General features: G+C 72.2%; 20 protein-coding genes and 1 pseudogene. 3 read left to right on the top strand and 18 right to left on the bottom strand.

Features of this window, described 5'->3' with window-relative positions:
* Positions 1 to 2: 2 nt before the first annotated feature.
* Positions 3 to 536 (top strand): alkyl hydroperoxide reductase, encoded by a 534-nt coding sequence (locus IEZ17_RS23990; protein WP_189303382.1) that lies wholly within the window; start codon positions 3 to 5, stop codon positions 534 to 536.
* 77 nt (positions 537 to 613) lie between these two features.
* On the opposite strand, the gene IEZ17_RS23995 is transcribed toward IEZ17_RS23990, so the two are convergent.
* The 4 genes from IEZ17_RS23995 to IEZ17_RS24010 all read right to left on the bottom strand — a co-directional run bounded on the left by IEZ17_RS23995 (position 614) and on the right by IEZ17_RS24010 (position 6,018).
* Entirely contained in the window at positions 614 to 2,194 is a 1,581-nt protein-coding gene (locus IEZ17_RS23995) for an AI-2E family transporter (protein WP_189303384.1), read from the bottom strand.
* Between the two features lie 123 nt (positions 2,195 to 2,317).
* Positions 2,318 to 3,013, bottom strand: a complete 696-nt coding sequence (locus IEZ17_RS24000; protein ID WP_229852584.1) for an aggregation-promoting factor C-terminal-like domain-containing protein — start codon at positions 3,011 to 3,013, stop codon at positions 2,318 to 2,320.
* A gap of 408 nt (positions 3,014 to 3,421) precedes the next feature.
* Positions 3,422 to 4,759 (bottom strand): RNA 5'-3' helicase PhoH2, encoded by a 1,338-nt coding sequence (gene phoH2 / locus IEZ17_RS24005; protein WP_189303388.1) that lies wholly within the window; start codon positions 4,757 to 4,759, stop codon positions 3,422 to 3,424.
* A 479-nt stretch (positions 4,760 to 5,238) separates the two neighbouring features.
* A complete protein-coding gene (locus tag IEZ17_RS24010) occupies positions 5,239 to 6,018 on the bottom strand; it encodes an isoprenyl transferase (protein WP_189303503.1) in 780 nt (259 codons plus the stop codon).
* Between the two features lie 134 nt (positions 6,019 to 6,152).
* Here IEZ17_RS24010 and mgrA point away from each other — a divergent pair, with 134 nt between their 5' ends.
* Complete coding sequence (gene mgrA, locus IEZ17_RS24015; RefSeq protein WP_189303390.1) at positions 6,153 to 7,190, top strand: L-glyceraldehyde 3-phosphate reductase; 1,038 nt, start codon at positions 6,153 to 6,155, stop codon at positions 7,188 to 7,190.
* Between the two features lie 208 nt (positions 7,191 to 7,398).
* On the opposite strand, the gene IEZ17_RS24020 is transcribed toward mgrA, so the two are convergent.
* The gene (locus tag IEZ17_RS24020) at positions 7,399 to 8,136 is read right to left on the bottom strand and encodes a prepilin peptidase (RefSeq protein WP_189303392.1); all 738 of its coding nucleotides are present in this window, start codon (positions 8,134 to 8,136) and stop codon (positions 7,399 to 7,401) included.
* A gap of 41 nt (positions 8,137 to 8,177) precedes the next feature.
* On the opposite strand from IEZ17_RS24020, the gene IEZ17_RS24025 reads away from it, so the two are divergent.
* Entirely contained in the window at positions 8,178 to 8,534 is a 357-nt protein-coding gene (locus IEZ17_RS24025; protein WP_189303394.1) for a DUF192 domain-containing protein, read from the top strand.
* A 74-nt stretch (positions 8,535 to 8,608) separates the two neighbouring features.
* Here IEZ17_RS24025 and IEZ17_RS24030 read toward each other — a convergent pair whose 3' ends face one another.
* The 13 genes and pseudogenes from IEZ17_RS24030 to IEZ17_RS42760 all read right to left on the bottom strand — a co-directional run.
* Positions 8,609 to 9,214, bottom strand: coding sequence for an OmpA family protein (locus IEZ17_RS24030; protein ID WP_189303396.1), 606 nt, complete (start codon positions 9,212 to 9,214; stop codon positions 8,609 to 8,611).
* Positions 9,215 to 9,224: 10 nt separating this feature from the next.
* Positions 9,225 to 9,812, bottom strand: a complete 588-nt coding sequence (locus tag IEZ17_RS24035; protein WP_189303398.1) for a hypothetical protein — start codon at positions 9,810 to 9,812, stop codon at positions 9,225 to 9,227.
* 53 nt (positions 9,813 to 9,865) lie between these two features.
* Positions 9,866 to 10,540 carry a pilus assembly protein TadG-related protein gene (locus IEZ17_RS24040; RefSeq protein ID WP_189303400.1) on the bottom strand — a complete coding sequence of 225 codons (675 nt, stop codon included), beginning with the start codon at positions 10,538 to 10,540 and terminating at the stop codon, positions 9,866 to 9,868.
* Between the two features lie 20 nt (positions 10,541 to 10,560).
* Positions 10,561 to 10,725 carry a hypothetical protein gene (locus tag IEZ17_RS24045; protein WP_189303401.1) on the bottom strand — a complete coding sequence of 55 codons (165 nt, stop codon included), beginning with the start codon at positions 10,723 to 10,725 and terminating at the stop codon, positions 10,561 to 10,563.
* A 382-nt stretch (positions 10,726 to 11,107) separates the two neighbouring features.
* Complete coding sequence (locus tag IEZ17_RS24050; protein ID WP_189303403.1) at positions 11,108 to 11,539, bottom strand: hypothetical protein; 432 nt, start codon at positions 11,537 to 11,539, stop codon at positions 11,108 to 11,110.
* 3 nt (positions 11,540 to 11,542) lie between these two features.
* Entirely contained in the window at positions 11,543 to 12,436 is an 894-nt protein-coding gene (locus tag IEZ17_RS24055; protein ID WP_189303405.1) for a DUF5936 domain-containing protein, read from the bottom strand.
* A 54-nt stretch (positions 12,437 to 12,490) separates the two neighbouring features.
* Complete coding sequence (locus tag IEZ17_RS24060) at positions 12,491 to 13,438, bottom strand: type II secretion system F family protein (protein WP_189303407.1); 948 nt, start codon at positions 13,436 to 13,438, stop codon at positions 12,491 to 12,493.
* On the bottom strand, positions 13,435 to 14,775 hold the full coding sequence (locus IEZ17_RS24065; RefSeq protein WP_189303409.1) for a TadA family conjugal transfer-associated ATPase: 1,341 nt from the start codon (positions 14,773 to 14,775) through the stop codon (positions 13,435 to 13,437). The genes IEZ17_RS24060 and IEZ17_RS24065 overlap by 4 nt, the downstream gene beginning before the upstream one ends.
* On the bottom strand, positions 14,772 to 15,209 hold the full coding sequence (locus IEZ17_RS24070; RefSeq protein WP_189303411.1) for a TadE family protein: 438 nt from the start codon (positions 15,207 to 15,209) through the stop codon (positions 14,772 to 14,774). Before IEZ17_RS24070 ends, IEZ17_RS24065 begins: the two co-directional genes overlap by 4 nt.
* Positions 15,209 to 15,592, bottom strand: coding sequence for a TadE/TadG family type IV pilus assembly protein (locus IEZ17_RS42755; RefSeq protein ID WP_229852586.1), 384 nt, complete (start codon positions 15,590 to 15,592; stop codon positions 15,209 to 15,211). Before IEZ17_RS42755 ends, IEZ17_RS24070 begins: the two co-directional genes overlap by 1 nt.
* Positions 15,593 to 15,595: 3 nt before the next feature.
* Positions 15,596 to 17,041: a CpaE/TadZ family protein gene (locus IEZ17_RS24075; RefSeq protein ID WP_229852587.1), complete on the bottom strand. Its 1,446-nt coding sequence runs from the start codon at positions 17,039 to 17,041 to the stop codon at positions 15,596 to 15,598.
* A gap of 13 nt (positions 17,042 to 17,054) precedes the next feature.
* On the bottom strand, positions 17,055 to 17,774 hold the full coding sequence (cpaB, locus tag IEZ17_RS24080) for a Flp pilus assembly protein CpaB (protein WP_189303413.1): 720 nt from the start codon (positions 17,772 to 17,774) through the stop codon (positions 17,055 to 17,057).
* A gap of 78 nt (positions 17,775 to 17,852) precedes the next feature.
* Positions 17,853 to 18,171, bottom strand: a pseudogene (locus tag IEZ17_RS42760) (hypothetical protein); the annotation flags it as partial.

Genomic DNA, 18,171 nt, shown 5'->3' on the forward strand with positions numbered 1-18,171 from the left:
CCATGGCTCTCGATGACCTCAAGTCCGCGGTTCCGGACTACGCCAAGGACCTGAAGCTGAACCTCGGTTCGGTGATCGGCAACTCCGACCTGCCGCAGCAGCAGCTGTGGGGCACCGTGCTGGCCTGCGCCATCGCCTCGCGCTCCCCCAAGGTGCTGCGCGAGCTGGAGCCCGAGGCGAAGGCGAACCTCTCCGCCGAGGCGTACACGGCCGCCAAGTCGGCCGCCGCCATCATGGCGATGAACAACGTCTTCTACCGGACGCGCCACCTCCTCTCCGACCCGGAGTACGGCACCCTGCGCGCCGGTCTGCGGATGAACGTCATCGGCAACCCGGGCGTGGACAAGGTCGACTTCGAGCTGTGGTCGCTGGCCGTCTCGGCGATCAACGGCTGCGGGATGTGCCTCGACTCGCACGAGCAGGTGCTCCGCAAGGCCGGTGTCGACCGCGAGACGATCCAGGAGGCCGTCAAGATCGCGGCCGTCCTCCAGGCCGTCGGCGCCACCCTCGACGCCGAGGCCGCGCTCGCCGGGTAACCGGCGGACCCCTCGCAACACACGGAACCCCGCGGACATCGTGTCCGCGGGGTTCTGCGCGTTCCGGCAGCCGTGCGCTACTCCTCGCCGCGCCGTTCGGTACGCACCGGAGCGGGCGTCGGCGCCACCGCGATCGCCGTCGCACCGCGCGGCGGCACCGTCATCCGCAGCGCCTGCTCCCTGGAGTACGAACGCAGATAGCCGACCACGGTGTTGGTGACGGCCACCAGCGGCACCGCCACGACCGCACCGCCGACACCGGCGATCAGGCTGCCCGCGGCGACGGACAGGATCACCGCCAGCGGATGGACCCGCACCGCCCGGCCGAGGATGAACGGCTGGAGGACATGGCTCTCGATCTGGTTCACGGCCAGCACCACCGCCAGCACCAGCAGGGCGACGCCGCCGCCCTGGGTGACCAGCGCGACCACGCACGCCAGCGCGCCCGAGACCACCGCACCGATCAGCGGGATGAAGGCGAAGAGGAAGATGAAGACGGCGAGCGGCACGGCCAGCGGCACATTGAGGAAATAGAGGCCGACGCCGATGAAGAACGCGTCGATCAGCGCCACGAGGACCGTGCCGCGGACGTAGGCGGTGAGCGTCCGCCAGGCCCGCGGGCCGGCGCCCGCCACGCCCTCGCGGGCCGCGCCCGGGACCAGCTTGAGCAGCCAGCTCCAGATGCGCGGGCCGTCGTAGAGGAGGAAGAGCGTGGTGAACATCGCCAGCAGGATGCCGGTGAACACTTCGAGGACGACGGTGACGCCCTCCAGCCCGGCCGACGTTATGGCCTCGGTGTTGGCGCCGACCGCGTCCTGGAGGTTCTTGGCGATGTGGTTGATCTGACTCTCGGTCACATGGAACGGGCCGCTCAGCAGCCAGCCCTTGAGCTCGGTGATGCCCTCCTGGATGCGGCTGGAGACCGAGTCGATGTTGTCCTGGACCTGCCAGACCACGAACCAGCCGACCAGGCCCATGATGACGAAGCCGCCGATGAAGGTCAGCGCGGTCGCCAGCCCGCGCGGCACATTGCGCTGACGCAGCCAGGCAACGGTCGGCTGGAGCAGCGCGGTGATCAGCAGCGCCGCGACGAACGCCAGCACCACCAGCTGGATGGTGGTGATCACCTTCGCCAGCACCCACAGCGTCCCGGCCAGCACCAGCAGCCGCCAGCCGGCCTCGGCGGCCACCCGGACTCCCCAGGGCACGGCCGAGACCGGGTCCGGGGGAGCCGCGACGGCCGGGGCGTACGAGGGCGGCGCCGGGACCGACTCCGGCTGCCGGACGGCGGCCGGCGCGGCGGCCTGTGCCGTCTCCACCGGCTCCGCCGTCTCCACCGACTCCGCCGTCCCGGGCTGCGGTACGCCGTCGGTCGCGTCCGGCAGCCGCGTCCGGTTCGCGGTGAGCGTGCCGGCCCGCCGACCGTCCGCCGGTGCGCCGTCCACCGCCGCGCGGACGCGGTACCCGTCCAGGCCGCCAGCCGGCCCGGAAGGCCGCAGCTCGTCCGGCTCGCCGGGGACCTCCCCCAAGGAGTCCGACAAGCTCCCTCCAGGGGGGACCCCCATGGCCTCCGCACGGCGGCGCTGCTCCTCCAACCGCTGCGAGAGCCGCGTCAGACCGGCGCCTAGGCCGCCGACCCACTGAGGCAATCTGGACATGTCGCTTCCTCTTCCCCGCCCTCACGGCACAACTGACGTAACGACGTTACCTGTGCCGGGTGCGCGAAACCCCCGACGCGTCGCGTTCGGGGGTTTCGGAGCGTGGTGAAGCTGCCAGGCGGCCTAGTACCAGCTGTTCGCCTGCCAGAACGACCAGGCGCCGCAGGGGCTGCCGTAGCGGTCGTTCATGTAGTTGAGGCCCCACTTGATCTGGGTGGCCGGGTTGGTCTGCCAGTCGGAGCCCGCGGAGGACATCTTCGAGCCCGGCAGCGCCTGCACGAGGCCGTAGGCACCCGAGGAGGAGTTGGTGGCGCGGTAGTTCCAGCCGGACTCGTGGTCCACGATGTGGCTGAAGCACTGGAACTGGTCGGAGGCCATCATCTGGCGGGCCATCGCCTGCGTCTCGGCGATGCTGTACGACGCCTTGACGAGGAAGTCGCTGGCGTCGCGGACCGCGGAGCGGGACGCGGCCTGCTCCTTCGCGCGCTGCTCGGCGTCCTTCTTGGCCTTCGCCTGGTCCGCGGCGTCCTTCTTGCTCTGCGCGGTTTCCGCGGCTGCCTTACGGGCCGACTCCTGTGCCGACTTCAGAGCTGCCGCGTCCGCCTGGGAGGACGCGGAGTCCGCCTGCTGCGTCAGGGAAGCCGTCTGCACCTGGGCCTGCTGGCCCGCGGGGATGTCGGCGATCGTCGCGTCGGCGGCGGTGGCTTCGGTGTTGGCGACCGATGCCTGGCTGCCCGATGCAACGCCGACGACTGCGCCGACGGTGGTGACTGCGGTGGCGGACGCCACGGCGAATCCCCGGACCGAGATCCGGCTCACACGTTTTCCTTCCAGCATCGCCCGCTTAGGTGACCTCGCGGACGCAATCGTGCCCCTGGCGCTGACCTCCCCTTGTTCCGACCCCTGTTGAGCGGGGGAGCCGGCTGGCCACGGGAGGCACTGGCCCGGTACGTCCCCCTCCGGGGTCCGCGTGGTGCTCGGGCGGCATACGGCAACTCGCTATGAAGTTCGGGTCGTCCAATACACCCCGGAGGGTGCTGCTGGGCCGTATGCGGGGCCTGACAGGACCCAGACTCTGCCCGAACGGGCTACCGGGAATCAATTCTCTGCCGGGTGTGAAAGCTCACACCTTGTTTGCCGCCCGGGATTTCCGGATATCCGAGCGCAGACGAACGCCGCCCGGCTAAGCTCCCTCGCTTCGCCGGGCGGCGCCGTGTTCACAACCGGTCAGATCCTGCCGTCCTCCAGCATTTCGGTCACCAGCGCCGCGATCGGCGACCGCTCGGAGCGGTTGAGCGTGACGTGGGCGAACAGCGGATGGCCCTTCAGCTTCTCGACGACGGCGACCACCCCGTCGTACCGCCCGACCCGGAGGTTGTCGCGCTGGGCGACGTCATGGGTCAGTACGACCCGGGAGTTGGCGCCGATACGGGACAGAACCGTCAAAAGGACGTTCCGTTCCAGCGACTGGGCCTCGTCCACGATGACGAACGCGTCATGCAGCGACCGCCCGCGGATATGGGTCAGCGGCAGCACCTCCAACATGCCGCGCCCGACGACCTCTTCGATGACGTCCTTGGTGGTCACCGCGGACAGCGTGTCGAAGACCGCCTGGGCCCAGGGGCTCATCTTCTCGGCCTCGCTGCCCGGCAGGTACCCCAGCTCCTGCCCGCCGACCGCGTACAGCGGGCGGAACACCATCACCTTGCTGTGCTGCCGGCGCTCCAGCACCGCCTCCAGCCCCGCGCACAGCGCCAGCGCCGACTTGCCGGTGCCGGCCCGCCCGCCCATCGACACGATGCCGACCTCCGGGTCCAGCAGCAGGTCCAGCGCGATCCGCTGCTCGGCGCTGCGGCCGTGGATGCCGAACGCCTCCCGGTCGCCGCGCACCAGCCGGACCGCGCCCTCCGGCGTGACCCGGCCGAGCGCCTTGCCGCGCTCGGACTGGAGCACCAGTCCCGTATGCACCGGAAGTTCGGATGCGCCCGGTACGTGCGCGGTCTCGGCGGCGAAGAGGTCGTCCACCTGCTCGGCGGCGATGGCCAGTTCCGCCATGCCCGTCCAGCCGGAGTCGGTGATCGCCAGCTCGGCGCGGTACTCCTCGGCCAGCAGCCCCACCGAGGACGCCTTGATACGCATCGGCAGGTCCTTGGAGACGACCGTGACGTCGAACCCCTCGGCCTGGAGGTTGCGGGCGACCGCGAGGATCCGCGAGTCGTTGTCGCCCAGCCGGCTGTGCCCGTTCAGGAAAGCCGCGGGCAGCAGTCCCGGGTCGGAGTGGTTCAGCTCGACCCGGAGCGTCCCGCCGAGTTCCCCGATGGGGATGGGGGCGTCCAGCCGCCCGTACTGCACCCGGAACTCGTCCAGCCGGCGCAGCGCCTGCCTCGCGAAGTAGCCGAGCTCGGGGTGGTGCCGCTTGGCCTCCAGCTCGGTGACCACGACGACCGGCAGCACCACCTCATGTTCGTCGAAGCGGGACATGGCGGCCGGATCCGCCAACAGGACGCTGGTGTCGAGGACATAGGTGCGCCGGTCGTTCTCACGGCGCTTCTTGCTGTTCACCACGGGTGGACGAACCCCCTCGGATGAGGTTGGGGTGCGACGACGTCGCCGGGGACAGGACCGGGTTCTGGCCACGCTGCGCGGGCCGAACGCCGGCCCCTCGCGTCGTCCGTGCGGTACGCACGATCCTCCGTGATGCGCAAAGGGCCTCCCGGGCGGACGGCCCCATGCCGTCCGCTGAGATCCGGCGCCCGATGGCTTGTTTCCGGACGCCGACCTGGAAGGGATATTCCCTCGAACCCGCGCGCCCATGCCACGGCATATGACGCACGCTCGATGAACCTTTGGTTACGGGTGACGGCTGACCGGCGGGAATGCGGGCGAAGCCGCCGGAAGCGGTCCGGCCGAGGGCCCGAATCACCCGAAGGAGCAGCCGTCCGAGGGGGCGTCAGAAGGCGTCCGGAAGTCCGTCCTGGGCCTGTCCGGCGGGTCGGGCGCGCCGGCCCCGACCCACCGGAGAGGGCCTGGAAGCCCTGGAACCCCTAGAAGCCGTAGCGCCGGTGCCGGGCGGCGTAGTCGCGCAGCGCGCGCAGGAAGTCGACCTTCCGGAACGCCGGCCAGAAGACCTCGCAGAAGTAGTACTCCGAATGTGCGCTCTGCCAGAGCATGAAGCCCGACAGCCGCTGCTCGCCGCTGGTCCGGATCACCAGGTCCGGGTCCGGCTGGCCGCGGGTGTAGAGGTGCTCGGAGATCAGGTCGATGTCGACGATCTCGGCGAGCTCCTCGAAGGACGTCCCGCGCTCGGCGTGCTCCAGCAGCAGCGACCGCACCGCGTCCGCGATCTCCTGACGGCCGCCGTAGCCGACCGCGACGTTCACCAGGATGCCCTTGTTGGCGAGCGTGGCCTGCTCGGCCTCCTTGAGCACCCGCTGGGTGGCGTCCGGCAGCAGATCGCGGTTGCCGACGTGGTGCACCCGCCAGCGGCCGTCGGCGGCCAGGTCGCGCACGGTGTTCTCGATGATCCCCAGCAGCGGGGTCAGCTCGGCCTCGGGCCGGTCGAGGTTGTCGGTGGACAGCATCCAGAGCGTGACGACCTCGACGTCGGTCTCGGCGCACCAGCCGAGCAGCTCCTCGATCTTGGCCGCGCCGGCCTGGTGGCCCTGCTCCGCGGTCCGCCCGTCGGCGCGCGCCCAGCGCCGGTTGCCGTCCAGGATGACGCCGATGTGCTTGGGCACCTGGGTGTGGTCGAGGCGTCCCTCCACCCGGCGGGCGTACAGCCGGTAGACGAGATCGCGCAGTGCAGGCGGATATGGGATGCGCATCCCGGAAGATCGCAGCATGTGTGGTCCAGCCCCTCCGTGCCGATCGCCCCCGTCGCCTAAGGGGCCAACTTTACTTCTCGGCTGTCTCAACAGCCCAATCAGGTAGGTCACAAGTCCGTGATAGGGAGATGAGCATGACCACTGGCACCGACTACCGCGCCGCGGATTCACGCTATGCCTCCATGGAGTACCGGCGTACCGGCCGCAGCGGCCTCAAACTCCCTGCCATCTCCCTCGGACTCTGGCACAACTTCGGGGACGACCGCACCCTCAGCTCCCAGCGAGCCATCCTTCGCCGCGCCTTCGACCTGGGCGTCACCCACTTCGATCTGGCCAACAACTACGGGCCGCCGCCCGGGTCCGCCGAGCTGAACTTCGGAAAGATCTTCGCCCAGGACTTCCGCGGCTACCGCGACGAGATCATTCTCTCGACAAAGGCCGGATATCTGATGCACCCCGGCCCTTACGGCGAATGGGGCTCGCGGAAATATCTCCTCTCTTCGCTGGATGCCTCACTGAAGCGGATGGGTGTCGATTACGTCGATATCTTCTACTCGCACCGCTTCGATCCGGACACCCCGCTGGAGGAGACGATGGGCGCCCTGGCGTCCGCCGTCCAGCAGGGCAAGGCGCTGTACGTCGGCGTCTCGTCGTACAACGCCGAGCAGACCCGCGAGGCGGCCCGGCTGCTGCGCGGCATGGGCGTCCGCCCGCTGATCCACCAGCCCTCGTACTCGATGATCAACCGCTGGATCGAGGACGACGGGCTGCTGGACACGCTGGCCGACGAGGGCATGGGCTGCATCTCCTTCGCCCCGCTGGCGCAGGGGATGCTCACCGACAAGTACCTGAACGGCATCCCCGAGGGCTCGCGCGCCTCCCAGGGCAAGTCCCTGGACCCGGACCTGCTCTCCGACGACGTCGTCCGCCGGCTGCGCGGCCTCGACGAGATCGCACAGCGCCGCGGCCAGTCCCTCGCGCAGCTCGCGCTGAACTGGGTGCTGCGCGACGAGCGGATGACCTCGGCGCTGATCGGCGCCAGCAGCGTCGCCCAGCTGGAGGCCAATGTGGCGGCGCTCGACGCACCCAAGATCACGGATGACGAGCTCGCCGAGATCGACGCGTTCGCGCGCACCACCGAGGGCGTCAACATCTGGGCCCGCCGGAGCTGAGCGGGCGCCCACCGGGCCCGCGATCGCCGGTTTTCGGCCAGGGTCCGGGGCGGCCACCGGTGCGGGCAAAAAAAGCGGGCCGGTCCGTGGGGGGGATACGGACCGGCCCGAGGGGGGGTTTCCACCATAACCCCACGGGAGGGGTGCTTCGTGCATCGCGGGTGCTCGCGGCGTGGCTCGGGGCGGCGGCGGGAGCGGAGCGCGGGGTTCAGCGGGACGCGGCGGCGCCCAGGAGGAGGGCGCAGAAGGCGCCGGCGATCATGAAGGGGCCGAACGGCATGGTCGTGTTCCGGCCGGAGCGGCGGGTGAGCAGCAGGCCCGCGCCGTAGAGGGCACCCAGCAGGATTCCCGCCGCGCCCCCGGTGACCAGCGTGCGCCAGCCGTACCACCCAAGGGCGACCCCCAGCCCGATCGCGAGCTTGACGTCGCCGAGTCCGATGCCGGACGGGTTGACGAGGTGGAGGACGAGGTAGCAGGCGGCGAGCGCGGCGCCGGCGAGCAGCGCGCGGAGCCAGGGGCCGGGCTCGCCGGTGCACCAGGCGGCAAGGCCCAGGGCCAGGGCGAGCACCCCGGCCAGGGGGAGGGTCAGGACGTCCGGGAGGCGGCGTACCCGCCAGTCGATGATCGCCAGCAGCACGGCCACCGGTGCCGTCAGCAGCCAGGCGGCGAGCTCCGGGCGGGCGCCGGCGACCGCCGCCAGGGCCGCGCAGACCAGCGCGCCGGCCGCGGCCGGCGGCAGCGCGCCGGGCCCGTACGGCGCCCGGCAGGCCGGGCAGCGGCCGGGGCCCAGCCAGCCCCGCAGCGCGCCGGTGATCGGATGGCCCGCGGGACAGCCCGCGCGCCAGTCGTCCTCCGGTTCCACGGACATCCGGTGCGCGGGCCGCGGCAGGAGCAGCCCGGTGGCGGCCCCGTAGGCGGCGGCGAGAATCATCAGGAGGACGGACACCGGACAGACCCTAGAGCGCGCGGGTTGATAGAACGGCGGACATGGCGCGCAGGGAGAACGGGCGAGGTGTCCTGTACGGGGCGGAAGTTGAGGTTCCGGTGGAGATCGCGGCCTCGTACCGGGCCCGTACCCGGGGGCTGCTGGGCCGGGACGGGTTCGCGGGGGCGCTGCTGCTGACGCCGGCGAGCGGGGTGCACACCTTCGGGATGCGGTTCGCGATCGATGTCGCGTATCTGGGGCGGGACTTCACGGTGCTCGGCGTACGGACCATGCGGCCGGGGCGGTTGGGGCGCCCGCGGCTGCGGGCGCGGCACGTGCTGGAGGCGGAGGCGGGGGCGATGGCGCGGTGGGGGGTGCGCCGGGGCGTGCGGTTGCGGGTGGGCGCGGAGGGCGGGTGAACTCCCCCGGGGCGCCCGCCTGCCGCGCCCTTCCCACCGGGGAAGGGCTTCACCTCCGTACGGGCGGTGCCTGCCTACGAGCCGGTGCCGCGCGGGAAGCTGACCTCGACGCGGCGGTTCTTCTTGCGGCCGTCCTCGGTGCTGTTGTCGGCGATCGGGTACTGCTCGCCGTAGCCGCGGATCTGGAAGGTGACCGACGAGCCGAGACCGTCGGCCAGTTCGCGCTGGACGGCGTTGGCGCGCTCCTTGGAGAGGACCAGGCCGTGGGCGGCGGAGCCGAGGTTGTCGGTGAAACCGAACACCCGCAGGCTGGTGGCGTGCTGCTTCTTGGCCTCGTCGGCGATGGCGCCGATCCGGGACAGCGCGTCCGGCGACAGCTCGGCGCTGTCCTTGCTGAAGAGGACCTCGGCCTGGAGCGCGAAGGTCACGTTGTCGTTGGTGTCCTGGCGGCGCTCGGAGCCGTCGTCGGTCTCGACGACGGACTTGATGTTGAGGACCTTGGGCGGGGCGAGCTTGGCGCCCTGGACCATCCGCAGGTGGGGGTTGGTGGGGTCGATGCGTACGGGCGCGTCGGTGCCCTCGGTGATGCCGGGCGGGTCGGCGTGGGCGGCCGGGGCGGTGAGCGCAACGGTCAGCAGGAGCGCGGCGGTGGCGGTGAGGGCCCTACGGGAGGCGGTCATCGGCGGCGGCTCAATCCGTGATCTGGACGGTGGCCGGCGGCATGGTCGGCAACTGGAAGTCGACCTCGGTGACCTTGGCGGGCGGCGCCGGGAACTGCGCGAAGACGGGCCGGCTGGCGCCCGGCATGAGGCCGCTGAGGCCGGTCGTGCAGAGGCATTCGCCGGTGGTGTCGCGCAGGACCAGATAGCGCTTCTTGCCGGACTTGTCGACGAGGGTGGCTCCGGAGATGGACGAACGGGACTTCAGCTCGGTCTCGTTGGAGCGCCAGCCGATGGCGTTGAAGGGGCGGGTGCCGTGGTTGGTGACGGTCCCGTTGACGGTGACGAAGCCGCCGGAGTCGCGGATGACGGAGTGCAGGGTGACCACTATGCCGTCCGCGCCCTTCATCTCGCCGATGACCTTGTCGGCGTCGGCCGCGGGGCTGCCGGCGCCGTCGTCCTTGTGGGCGGAGGCGTGGGCCGCCGGCTTCTTGCCGTCCGACGCCTGCGCACCGTCGTCGTCGCCACCACCGCAGCCGGCCGCGACAAGAGCCAGGCCGACCGCGCTCGCCAGGGCGACCACTCCCCTGGCGGCCTTGGTGGTGAGCCGAATGCTCATGGATGCGTTCCTTTGATCGTGAGTCGGGGGTGTCCTGGGGGCGTCGGTGCGGCTCACTGCGCCAGGCGTACGGAGAACAGGTCGGCGGCAGCGGGGAGATCGCGGGGGTGTGCGGGGTCGAGCGTCCAGCCCTTGCCGTCGCAGGTGAGGGTGACCGGGGCGGACCCGGTGCCCTTGCCGTCGCCGGGCGTGGGGGTGGGCGTGGGGGCGGGTCGCCCGCCGGGCGGGGGTGTGGGCGCGCCGAGGGTGCAGCGGGGCGCGACGATCGCCTTCGCGCGGGCCGCGGCGTGCGTGCCCTCGGTGCCCGGAATGACCGAACGGCCCACTGTGTTACGGGTCCTGACGGTGACCGCGAAGGAGGTGGGCCAGGAGTCCGGGGTGCACGACGAGACCGCGGCGTCGTTGCGTCCGGCGTACCAGTCCGCGCTCCGGCAGGCCGCCGCGGAGGGGACGCCGCGGCCGTTGAGGATCTCCTCCCAGGCGGTCGGGTCGCCGGTGCTGTTGCGCAGCGCGTCGAGGAATCCCTTGCCGAGTTCGTCGCGGTATTTCTGGCCGGCGGCGAGCGCGGCGGCGTCGGCGGCGGTCTGGGCGCCGTTGCGGGTGGCCGCCGCCTGGCCGACGGCGAAGAAGGCGAGCGCGAGGAAGAGCAGGCCCGCGATCGCGACGATGTAGATCGGCAGGGTCTGCCCCGCGTCGCGCCGGTGGCGGCGCGTGAGGGTGGCCGGCACGGGAGTGGCGGCGGCTGCGCCTAGATTCCGACGACGTCGGAGATCTTGTTGGCGATGGCGTTCGCGATCTGGCTGCCGAAGTCCGTGGTCGACAGGACCAGGACGATCGCCACGACCACCGCGATGATGCCGAGGTACTCGATCGAGGTCTGTCCCCGGTCGTTCCCCACAATCCGCTTCGCCATCGTCTTCCCCTCCATGGGCTGCCGTCCCGCTCTGGTCCGGCTGGTCTGCCCCCGTGGTGCCGGCGCGGTCGTCCGCGCGCGTGACACGAGAAAAGTACGTCGGAACAGCGTTCCCGGAACAGAGGTTCCGAACCTCATCCTCGTCCGAAACCACGAGCGGTGGGTACGCCGGTGCGTTTCGGCCACTGCGCAGCACCTCAACCACCCCCGTTCCCCCTCCGGATACACCTGACACGTCTCTCACTGCCCCGGCGTCCATGCCCATGCGGTCCGGCCGGTACCCCCACACCCCTGTGCGAGCGGTCCCGCCCGGCGCCACCACTGTGGCACAACTCGTTGCGCTTGCGAAGGCGTTGGCGAGAAGCGGGCCCCGCTACCGCACTCATCCGGCCGCGTACGGAACCGCGCCGGCGAGCGCGTACGCCAGTCCCGAGCAGTCGTTGCCGCCGGACGGGTCGGGGGCGTACAGCGCCCAGACCCCGAACGCCTCCAGAAACAGCGGCAGTACGCCCAGGATCACAAAGGCCAGCGCGACCCCGGAAGCCCGGGTCTCCTGGGGCCGCCAGCCTCTGCGGACCGCGCCGCGGGACAGCGCGGCATAGCCCGCCGGCGCCGCGAGACCGCAGGCCAGACCGGCCCAGGCGGCGATGTGCATCCGCAAGGACGGGCCGAAGTAGTGGCAGTTGTGGAAGGTGTCGTGGGCGAAGGCGGTGCCCTGGAGGAGGGCGAGCCCGGTGCCGAGGAGGACCAGGCCGGGCACGCCGAGGCCGGTCCAGCGGCGCCAGGCCGCGGAGGGAGATGCGGTGTGGTCCATGGGTCAGCGGCCCATCAGGGAGCCGAAGTTGGTGCCGGATCCGAGGAAGAAGCCGGCGATGAGCAGGATCATCGTGGCCGGGACCATGAACGTGGTGACGACCATGGTGGCCTTGGGGACCGCACGGGCGGCCCGCCGTCGGGCGTTCTGGGCGTCCGTGCGGCGCATGTCGTTGGCGATCTGGATCAGCGTCTCGACGATCGGCGAGCCCAGCTCCTCGCCCTGCTGGAGGGCGGTGACGAACTGCGCGACCTGTTCGGAGTCGTTGCGTTTGCGCAGTTCCTCGAAGGCGGCGCGGCGGCTGACGCCCATGTCCATCTGGCGCAGGGTGATGCGGAGTTCGTCGGCCCAGGGGCCCTCGTACTTCTCGGCGACCCGGTCGAGAGCCTGGCGGAACCCCAGGCCGGCGCTCACCACGACGGCCAGCACGTCCAGAAAGTCCGGAAGGGTGCGTTCGATGGTGTCCTTGCGCTGCCGGATCGCCGCCCAGATGCCGACCTCGTTCCAGAACAGGCCGAACAGCACCATCAGGACACCGAGCAGCGGCTGGCCGCGCAGGAACATCACCAGCGCCCCGAAGAAGCCCAGCGCCCCGTAGACGGCCCGGCGGGCGGCGTAGCGGTCGACGGTCAGCCCGCCGGGATTGCCCGCCAGGTCGATCCGCCGGCGGACCCTGGCGACCCGCTTGTCGCCCATCAGCCGCAGGACGAGCGGGGCGTAGCGCATCCCGGTGCGGTCCACGGCCGAGCCGACGGCCGTCGTACGGGTCGAGCCGACCTCCAGCGACAGCGCGAGGTCGGGCGGGAGCCGGGCCTCGCGGCGGTAGAGCGCGATACCGCAGCAGATGCCGGCGACCGAGAGGGCGAGGGCGAGGGCCAGCAGTATTCCGAGTGTCATGGGGATACCGGCTATCTGTACCTGGGCGTCGGGGGACGGGACTTCGGGCGGGTGCTACACGTCGATCTTGGAGAGGCGGCGGATGAAGAAGAAGCCGAGCCCGTAGAGGGCGAAGGCCACCACGACCGCGAGCTGGCCGAGGAAGGACGAGGTCATCCGGTCGATGGCGCCCGGGGCGATGCGGTTCATCAGCAGCAGGGTGCCGATGCCGAGCAGCGGGACGACGTACGCGGTGACCACGACCTGGGAGAGCTGGGTGCGGACCTCGCGGCGGGTCTCCTTGCGCTCCTCCAGGGTCTTGGTGAGGTTGCGCAGCGAGCCGACGACGGTGCCGCCGGCGCGGTTGGCGAGCACCAACGTGGTGACCAGGACGACCAGTTCGCGGGAGGGCAGCCGTTCGGCCAGCTCGCCCAGCGCCTCGTCGACGGAGTGGCCGACGGCGAGCTTGTCGGCGACCTTGGCCAGCTCCTCGCCGGCCGGGGCCTCCAGTTCCTCGGCGGCCATCCCCAGCGCGGTGCGCAGCGCCAGGCCGGCCTGGGTGGCGTTGGCGAGGATCCGGGAGAGCTCGGGGAGCTGGTTGATGAACTTCTCGATCCGCTTCTGCCGCTGCCAGTTGAGGAAGGCGAACGCGGCCCAGACGGCGACCAGCGCGGCGATCGGGCCGAAGAACGGGGCGAGCACGGCCTGCGCGACCACCCACAGGACGAGCACCGCGGTGACCATGTAGACGAAGAACTCGCCGGGGGTGAGGTCCAGGCCGGTGGCGGCCAGCCGCAGTTCGAGGCGGCGGCCGAAGCGGGTGGTGCGCAGGGTGCGGTCGACGGACGGGAAGCGGCGGCGCCGGCCGGTCACCGGCGGCCCGTACTCGTCCGCGAGCCGGTCGACCACGGCCTGCCGCTGGGCGCGCCCGGACGCGTACGTCCGTACGCCGGCGATGGCGAGCGCGCCGCACAGCACGGTGGCCCCGATGGCGAGCAGGGCGAGCGGGTTCCCGCCGGTCATGTGGTGGCCTTCCGGGTGGCGAGTTGGTCGTCGGTGGCCGCCACGCCGAAGGCGGGCGGGGTGGGCTCGCCGGCCATGAAGAGGCGTTCGGCGACCCGGCGGGGCAGCGGGAAGTAGCGGAAGGCGCCGTGCACCACGCGGTCGGCACCCATCGGTGCGGCCTCGAAGCGGCCGACCGTGACGAGCCGGTAGTCCTCGTGGCCGCGCGAGTCGAGGAGGGCGATCTCGCTGATCCGGCGGGAGCCGTCGGCGTGCCGGGTGAGCTGGACGATGCAGTCGACGGCGCTGTTGATCTGGTCGCGCAGCGCCTCGAAGGGGATGGTGACGTCCGACATGGAGGCGAGCGTCTGGAGCCGCATCAGGGCGTCCTCGGCGCTGTTGGCGTGGACGGTGGCGAGCGAGCCGTCGTGGCCGGTGGACATCGCCTGGAGCATGTCGAGGGTCTCGCCGCCGCGGACCTCGCCGACGATGATGCGGTCGGGGCGCATGCGCAGGGAGTTGCGGACCAGGTCGCGGATGGTGATCCGGCCCTTGCCCTCCACGTTGGGCGGCCGGGATTCCAGCCGGATGACATGGGTCTGCTGGAGCTGGAGTTCGGCGGCGTCCTCGACGGTGATGATCCGCTCGCCGTCCGGGATCAGCCCCGAGAGGGCGTTGAGGAGGGTGGTCTTGCCGGCGCCGGTGGCCCCGGAGACCACCACGTTGAACTTGGCGCGCACCAGCCCCGCCAGCAGCATCAGCATCTGCTCGTCGAGCGTGCCGATGCCGATGAGTTCGGCGAGGGTGTAGGCGCGCGGGAAGCGGCGGATGGTGAGGGTGGCGCCGTTGAGGGCCAGCGGCGGGATGATGACGTTGACGCGCTCGCCGGACGGAAGTCGGGCGTCGACCATCGGATTGGACTCGTCCACCCGGCGGTTGACGGTGGAGACGATCCGCTCGATGGTCTGCATCAGCTGCTCGTGCGAGGCGAAGCGGACCGGGACCAGCTCGACCCGGCCGGACCGCTCCACGTAGACCTGGTCCGGGCCGTTGACCATGATCTCGGTGACCGAGGCGTCTTCGAGGAGCGGTTCGAGCACGCCGAGGCCCAGCGCCTCGTCGACGACCCGGCGGATGAGCTGGGCGCGCTCGGCGGTGGACAGGACCGGGCCCTCGCGGCTGATGATGTGCCCCAGCACGCGTTCCAGCCGGGAGCGGCGCTCCACGGCGGCCAGCGAGGACATCTCGGCCAGGTCGATCTCCTCCAGCAGCTTGGCGCGGTAGACGGCGACCAGATGGCCGTCCTGGCGCGCCTCACCGGCCGGTTCGGGTGCGACGATCCGGGCTTTCAGGCTCATCGCGGTGGTGCTCCTTCGGGGCGGGGCATGGTGGCGGTGCGGCTGGCGGAGCCGAAGTCGGTGCCGGGGACGATCGAGGGGATCTGCACGGTCGCGGTCGCCTGGACCGTGTCGCCCGAGCCGCCGACGGTGATCGAGGCGCGGTCGGCGACCCAGCCGGTCAGCGCGGCGCGGCCGGCGTCCTGCGGATCGGCCTCCCGGTCGGCCCGGTCCATCGAGGCGGTGCGGGCGGCGGCGCGGGCCGCGGTGCCGGCCTGCTGGACGGCGTAGGCGGCGAGGCCCAGCTGGATGACGGCGAGGGCCAGCACGAGGAGGATCGGCAGGACGCCGAGGAACTCGATGGAGGCGGAGCCCCGGTCGCGCTCCCGGCAGCGGGTGCGGCAGCGGGTCGGGAGGCGGAACCGCCGGGCGGGGAAACGGGAGTTGCGGACCATCACCCTCGCGCCTCCTTGGCCGCGCCGGCCGTGCCGGTGACCGTCCACGGGAACTGGCCGGCGCCCGGGAAGAGCGCCGGGACCTTGATGCGGACCGTCGCCTTCCACAGGCCCGCCTCGGTCCGGCAGTCGGTCTCGGCGCCGTCGTGCCAGGCGCGCGGCAGCTCGCGCTCGGCGGCGGCGCGGCAGGCGCCGGTGCCGCCGCCCTCGATGGCGGTGGCGGCCCGTGCGCCGCGGTCGGCGGAGTCGGCGGCGAGCGAGTAGGTGTAACCGACCAGCGCGAACTGCCAGAGCAGCACCAGCACCAGGAGGATCAGCGGGAGGACCCCGAGGAACTCCACCGAGACCTGGCCGCGGTCGCTGCCGCCCACCGGACGCCGCACCGGTCAGCCCTCCTCGTACGGGCCGGCCGGATCGAACGGACCCGCGCCGCCGGACGGGGACGGGGCGCCCCGCCGGACGCCGAACCGCCCGGCGCCCGCCGGGGCCGGGGTCGGACCCGGCACCGGGCCGGATTCCGCTGCCGCGCCCGCCGTTATGGCCTTGCGCCTGCGCCCGGTCAGCGTCGGGCGGGCCCGGTGGCCGCCCCTCCCCTGCCGGGCGGCCGGTGCGTCGACCAGGCCCAGTTCGCCGGCGAGCGTCCACAGCGCCTGCTTGACCGCCGAGCGGCTGTCGAGATCCTGCATGCGGCCGGCGTCGACGCAGGGCTGGAGTTCCTTGAAGGCGGCCGGGACCGTGGTCCTGGCGACCTGGGTGCCGGTGGCCTTGGCGACCAGCGGCGGCTGGATCTCGGTGTTGCGGGTGAGGCGGTTGAGGACCGTGACGGTGTCCTCCGCCTTGCGGATCTGGAGCCGGTCCCACAGCCGCACCTGCCGCTTGGCGGCCCGTACGCAGACCACGTCCGGGGTCGTCACCAGCAGGGCCACATCGGCGAGTTCGACGGCCGCGGCGTTGGCGGACTGCATCTGGGAGCCGCAGTCGACGATCACCACTTCGTAGCGGGAGCGCAGCGCGGTGACGATCTGGCGGGCCGCCCGGTCGTCGACCTCCTCGCCGCGCTCGCCCTCCTCGGGGGCGAGCAGCAGCCCGAGACCGGTGTGGTGGTCGTGCACCGCGTCCTGGAGCACCCGTACGGAGATGTCCTGGATCCCGGCCAGGTCGACGACCGAGCGGCGGAACTGGACGTCCAGATAGGAGGCGACGTCGCCGGACTGGAGGTCCAGGTCGACCAGCGCCACGCTGCGGCCCGCGGCCCGCGCGGCGAGCGCCAGCTGGACGGCGGCGACGGTGGTGCCGACCCCGCCCTTGGCGCCGGTCACGGTCACCAGCGTGCCGGCCGGACCCGGGGCCGCTTCCGGGCCGCCACCCAGGTGCACGCGGACCCCGGCCGCCCACTGGGCCGCGGCCTGCACCCGGGCGGCCAACTCGTCGTAGCCCAGCGGCAGTCCGACGATGCCGCGGGCGCCCGCGTCCATCGCCGCGGAGAACAGCGCGGGCCCGGCGTCGGTGGTGATCAGTACGACGCCGACGGCGGGGAAGCGGAGCGCCACCTCGCGGATCAGCTCCAGCGCCGGCATCGGGCCGATCCGCTCGTGGACGAGGACGACCTCGGGCAGCGCCTCGACGCCGGACGGCACACCGGCGGGGGGCAGCCCCTGGCCGGCCGGCGGGGCGCCCGCTCCGGGACCGGCGGCGCCGGCCAGCGCGGTGAGGAGCGCGGTGGAGTCGGCGACCGCGGGCGCCGGTTCGGCGTCCGGCAGCTGGCCGAGGAGCGCGGAGACGGCCCGGGCGGCGTCCGGGTCGCCGACTGCCGGGAGGATGCGGATGGTCACCTGTGCCTCCGGGTCACTTGTCGCCGTCGAGGGTGTAGGTGCGCTCGGCCGGCGGGATGGTGGCCTCGGTGCCGGGGGCGAGCAGGGCGAGCCGCACGTGGGAGGCGAACGACTCCGCGTACGCGACCCGTTGGGCGTCCTCGGTGTCCAGCGCGAAGGTGATCGGGACGGCCTGGCCGGGCTGGCGGGTGGTGCCGCTGGTGGTGCCGGGGTCCTTGGCCTCCAGCGGCGTCAGCTTGCCGACGTCGATGACCTGGGCGCCGGCCACGATGACCTTGGACACCGGCTTGTCCTCGGGGCGCCGGCCGTCGAAGGTGGCGTAGATGTTCACCCGGGCACCGGGGTTGATCTTGCCGGCCACTCCGGTGGACGCGTCGATCATGATGGCGATCTCCTGCTGGCCGGGCTTCAGCGCCGGCCGGTCGACGATCATGTCGTCCTGGAGGAGCGACCCCTTCTTCAGCGGGGTCACCGCGATCCTGCCGCTGACCTTGTCCAGGTCGGTCACGGCGGTGGGCGGCAGCCACCGCTGGGGCATCTTCACCTCTTCGAACTGCCCGGGATCCAGCGTTTTATAGGCCGCGACGTCCGCCTTGAGCCGGTACGCGGTCTCTTCCGGACCGACCTCGGACTCGACGTTCCGGATCACCGACAGCACGCCGACGAACGCGCCGACCGCACAGAGGACGGACAGGAGCAGCAGGATCACTCCGCGGCGCTGGCGTGAGTTCATGGGTGGGGGACCTCGATCGATACGGGCTGCGGACGGTCGGGCGGTCGTGGGGCGGATGCCGGCGGGTGCCGGGCGGGTTCAGCGCACGCGGGCCACCGCCCGCGCGGTTCCGGGGGCGTCCGGGCGGCCGGGGAGGTCGGGGTGGCCGGGCAGGTCCCAGCGGCCCGGCGCCTGCGGTGCGCCGGGCGGCGCCGGGTCTCCGGTGCCGCTCATGATGTTCGGTCCCCGGACGTCGGGTTGGCCGGATCCGCCGCGCGGATCGCCGGGTCCCCGGCCACCCTGGACCCCGTACGGCGCCACCGGTGAGAGCCCGCGCTGCCGCAGCGGCGAGGCGGGGCAGTCGGGTGGGGCGGCGGGGGGCTGTGCGGGCGCCGGAGCCGCGGCGGCGGGCGGCGCG

Origin of the sequence: Streptomyces albospinus, assembly GCF_014648695.1 — a bacterium.
Lineage (GTDB): Bacteria > Actinomycetota > Actinomycetes > Streptomycetales > Streptomycetaceae > Streptomyces > Streptomyces albospinus.